The 2,963-nt window shown below is 71.8% G+C and carries 5 protein-coding genes; 4 read left to right on the top strand and 1 reads right to left on the bottom strand.

Features of this window, described 5'->3' with window-relative positions; translation table 11 throughout:
• From ACWDNU_RS45030 to ACWDNU_RS45040, 3 genes are all read left to right on the top strand, one after another.
• Positions 1 to 292: DUF6292 family protein (locus ACWDNU_RS45030; protein ID WP_449673354.1), on the top strand; the 292-nt coding region annotated here is incomplete at its 5' end.
• Between the two features lie 80 nt (positions 293 to 372).
• Positions 373 to 678, top strand: coding sequence for an SRPBCC family protein (locus tag ACWDNU_RS45035; protein WP_449673355.1), 306 nt, complete (start codon positions 373 to 375; stop codon positions 676 to 678).
• Between the two features lie 113 nt (positions 679 to 791).
• A complete protein-coding gene (locus tag ACWDNU_RS45040; RefSeq protein WP_449673356.1) occupies positions 792 to 1,175 on the top strand; it encodes a DUF2267 domain-containing protein in 384 nt (127 codons plus the stop codon).
• Between the two features lie 188 nt (positions 1,176 to 1,363).
• On the opposite strand, the gene ACWDNU_RS45045 is transcribed toward ACWDNU_RS45040, so the two are convergent.
• On the bottom strand, positions 1,364 to 2,158 hold the full coding sequence (locus tag ACWDNU_RS45045) for an MBL fold metallo-hydrolase (protein WP_449673357.1): 795 nt from the start codon (positions 2,156 to 2,158) through the stop codon (positions 1,364 to 1,366).
• 161 nt (positions 2,159 to 2,319) lie between these two features.
• On the opposite strand from ACWDNU_RS45045, the gene ACWDNU_RS45050 reads away from it, so the two are divergent.
• Positions 2,320 to 2,916: a class I SAM-dependent methyltransferase gene (locus ACWDNU_RS45050; protein ID WP_370938031.1), complete on the top strand. Its 597-nt coding sequence runs from the start codon at positions 2,320 to 2,322 to the stop codon at positions 2,914 to 2,916.
• Positions 2,917 to 2,963 lie beyond the last annotated feature (47 nt).

Genomic DNA, 2,963 nt, shown 5'->3' on the forward strand with positions numbered 1-2,963 from the left:
GGCCTACGTCGCCCTCGACGGCCATCTGCCCGCCTACCCCGGCCGCGACGTCGCCCTCCTGTGGGACGAAATCCACGGCTGGGCCGCCGCCGTCGAAACGCATTCCGGCGAGGACCTCATCGTCATCCGCTACCTGGGCGGGCCGTCGGTCGCCCCGCCCGCGTCCCGCGTCGCCGAGTTCGCGGCCGCGGTGCGCGACGACGACCACCGGATCGGCTGTCTCGCGCCGCCGGAACTCCGGATCCTGGGCACCCCGGCCGATCTCGACGCCGTCCTGAGCACCGTGGCATGACCTGCCGGCCGGCCACGGCCCGTGACCGTCCACTATGGACTCTCTCGTTTCGCGGCGCCGCGGAACGGGTAGGCGAGATCATGACCGAGTTCGAAGCCGAGCGGCGGATGCCCGCGCCGGCGGAACACGTGTACGCCGTCGCCGCTGATGCCGCGCACCTGAACGAATGGCTGCCGGAGCCGGTCGCCGCGCCCCCGGCCGGGCACGGCGACCGGCTCCGGCTGGAATGGAGCGGCGGCTGGCTCCAGGTCGCGTCCGGTGCGGCGGGCACGAGCCACGCGACCCTGCACCTGTCGGTTCCGGCCGGTCAGCGCGGCGGCGACGTGCCCGCGCGCCTGCGCGACTCCCTCGACCGGCTCGCCGTTTTGTCCGGCTCGCCTGGCTAAGCTCGGCCATGAGTCCACAATGGACCGCGACCGGTTCGTTTTCCGGCGCATGGAACAGGAACGCCACCCCGCGAGGCGGATCGGCTACTCTGCGCCCAGGAGTTGATGGTCCCATGCTGGTGCGGAAGGAAATTCTGCCGGGGCCTCGCCGAAACAGCACGGAACGGAACCGGCTCGCGATCGACTGCGTCGTCGACAGCCTGCTGCGATGTCTTCCTCTGGCCGAGCAATCCCGGCTGGGCATCGCCGTGCCGAGCCAGGGCCGCACGTGCGACCGGGAGGCCCTCCTGATGGAGATCTCGTTGCGTACCAGGCGTTCCCCGCACGCGGCGAGATGCCTGGTCCGCGCGGTCTACTCGGCACTCGGGCAAACCTCGCCGGAACTCGCTTCCCGGGTGCGCGCCGGGGTGAGCCCGGATGTGCTGGTCCTGCTGGGCGGGACGCGGCAGCCGTGCACGTGGTCCCGGGAAACGCCGCCCCGGCGCGACGGCGGGTGACCGGGCGGCGTACGGCGAGGGCATTTCCCTTTAAGCCCCGGCGAACTGCCGGATCTGCTCGGCGCCAGGGCAAACCTCGCCTCCCGTGCGCGCGGGTTCTACCCAGCGGAACGCGACAAGCCGTGCACACAGCCGCAGAAAAACCATCGCGACGGCTGGCAACCCGGCGGCCCCGAGCGCATTTCCGTTCAAACCCAAGCGAACTGCCGGATCCCATCGGCGCTGATCAGCCGCCCGAAGGCCAATTCCGGAAAGTGCGCGGGAGCGAAAACATCGCCGGACGCTTCGAGTTCGGCCGCGAGCCGCTGTCGCATCGCGGTCGCCGCGGCGCGGTCCACATCGAACATGCCTTCCCATTCGGGGTCGGTCAGTTCGGCCACCGTGTGCAGGACGTCGCCGAGCAGCAAGGCGCGTTCACCGGCGTCGCTGACCACGAACACCGTCGATCCGGGCGTGTGGCCGGGCGCGGGGCGCGCGATCAGCCCGGGCGCCAGTTCGGTTTCTTCGTCGAAGGTTTCGACCTGGCCGGTGATCGGCGCGAACGTCTGTCGCACAGCAGGATCCGCGGTGTCGCCGGTCGTGAAGTATGCCCAATCGGCGGCGTGCATGCGGAATGTCGCGCGGGGGAAGACGGCTTCGTCGCGCACGGTCGACCAGCCGACGTGGTCGACGTGCAGATGAGTGAAGACCACATCGGTGACGTCCTCGGGCGCGACCCCGGCACGGCGCAGGTTGTCGAGGAGGCCGCCGGTGGCGAAGCCGTCGTGCTCGAAGCCCGGCCCGGTCCCGGCGTCGACCAGCACCGTCCGCTCGCCCAGCGGGAGGAGGAAGGAGCCGACGTCCATCCGGATCCGGCCGTCGGCGGCCACCGGCTGATGGCGGCATTCCCATCGCGCGCCCCGAGCGTGGACCACCGTGCCGGCCAGCGGCAGCCGGGCGATGCCGTCGAGGACCGGGACGATGTCGATGGCGCCGATTTTCATGACAGCTCCTCGTTTTCCGGCCGTTCGCGTCCGACAGTACCGGCGAAACGATCTTGCCCGGCGCTGTCCAGCAGGTGGGAATTGCCGTTCCGGCAAGATCGCTCGCCCTCCGGATGCGGCTCCGGCGACCCTGGACGCACCCCGACCCGAGGAGCCGACCGATGACCACCGACGCGACCCTGTTCTGGGACGAAGTCCACGCCGCCCGGCCGCCCGCGGACCCGCGGCCGAACGCCCGGCTGGTCGAGTGCGTCGCCGACCTCCCGCCTGGCGATGCACTCGACCTGGGCTGCGGCAACGGCGGCGACGCACGCTGGCTCGCCGCCCGCGGCTGGAACGTGACCGCCACCGACATCTCGGCCGTCGCGGTCAACCGCCTTTCCGGCGCGCGGATCACCGCCGTGCGGCACGACCTGCGGGTCAGCTTCCCGCCCGGCGACTTCGACCTCGTGACGGCGCACTACCTGCAGACCCCTTTCGAACTGGACCGGGCCACGGTCCTGCGCACCGCCGCGCACGCCCTGCGCCCAGGCGGCCGGTTGCTGATCGTGGACCACGGTTCGAGCGCGCCGTGGTCGTGGAACCAGGACCCGGACGCGCATTTCCCCGGCCCCGCGGAGATCGCCGCGGACCTCGCCCTCGATCCGGCCGGGTGGACCGTCGAACGCGCCGGCTCCCCCGCCCGCGTCGCGACCGGACCGGACGGCCAGACCGCCGAGGTCGTCGACCATGTCCTGCTCATCCGCCGCGCTGACTGATCCCAAGGAGAACCCCTGTGCCTCGCCGCCGCGACACCCCGCCGCCC

The sequence above is a fragment of the Amycolatopsis sp. NPDC003676 genome, from assembly GCF_053587275.1.

Bases quoted from the DNA above. Each gene is read 5' to 3' on its own strand.
- ACWDNU_RS45035 (WP_449673355.1), top strand. From the start codon at position 373: ATGACCGAGTTCGAAGCCGAGCGGCGGATGCCCGCGCCGGCGGAACAC.
- ACWDNU_RS45040 (WP_449673356.1), top strand. From the start codon at position 792: ATGCTGGTGCGGAAGGAAATTCTGCCGGGGCCTCGCCGAAACAGCACG.
- ACWDNU_RS45045 (WP_449673357.1), bottom strand. From the start codon at position 2,158: ATGAAAATCGGCGCCATCGACATCGTCCCGGTCCTCGACGGCATCGCC.
- ACWDNU_RS45050 (WP_370938031.1), top strand. From the start codon at position 2,320: ATGACCACCGACGCGACCCTGTTCTGGGACGAAGTCCACGCCGCCCGG.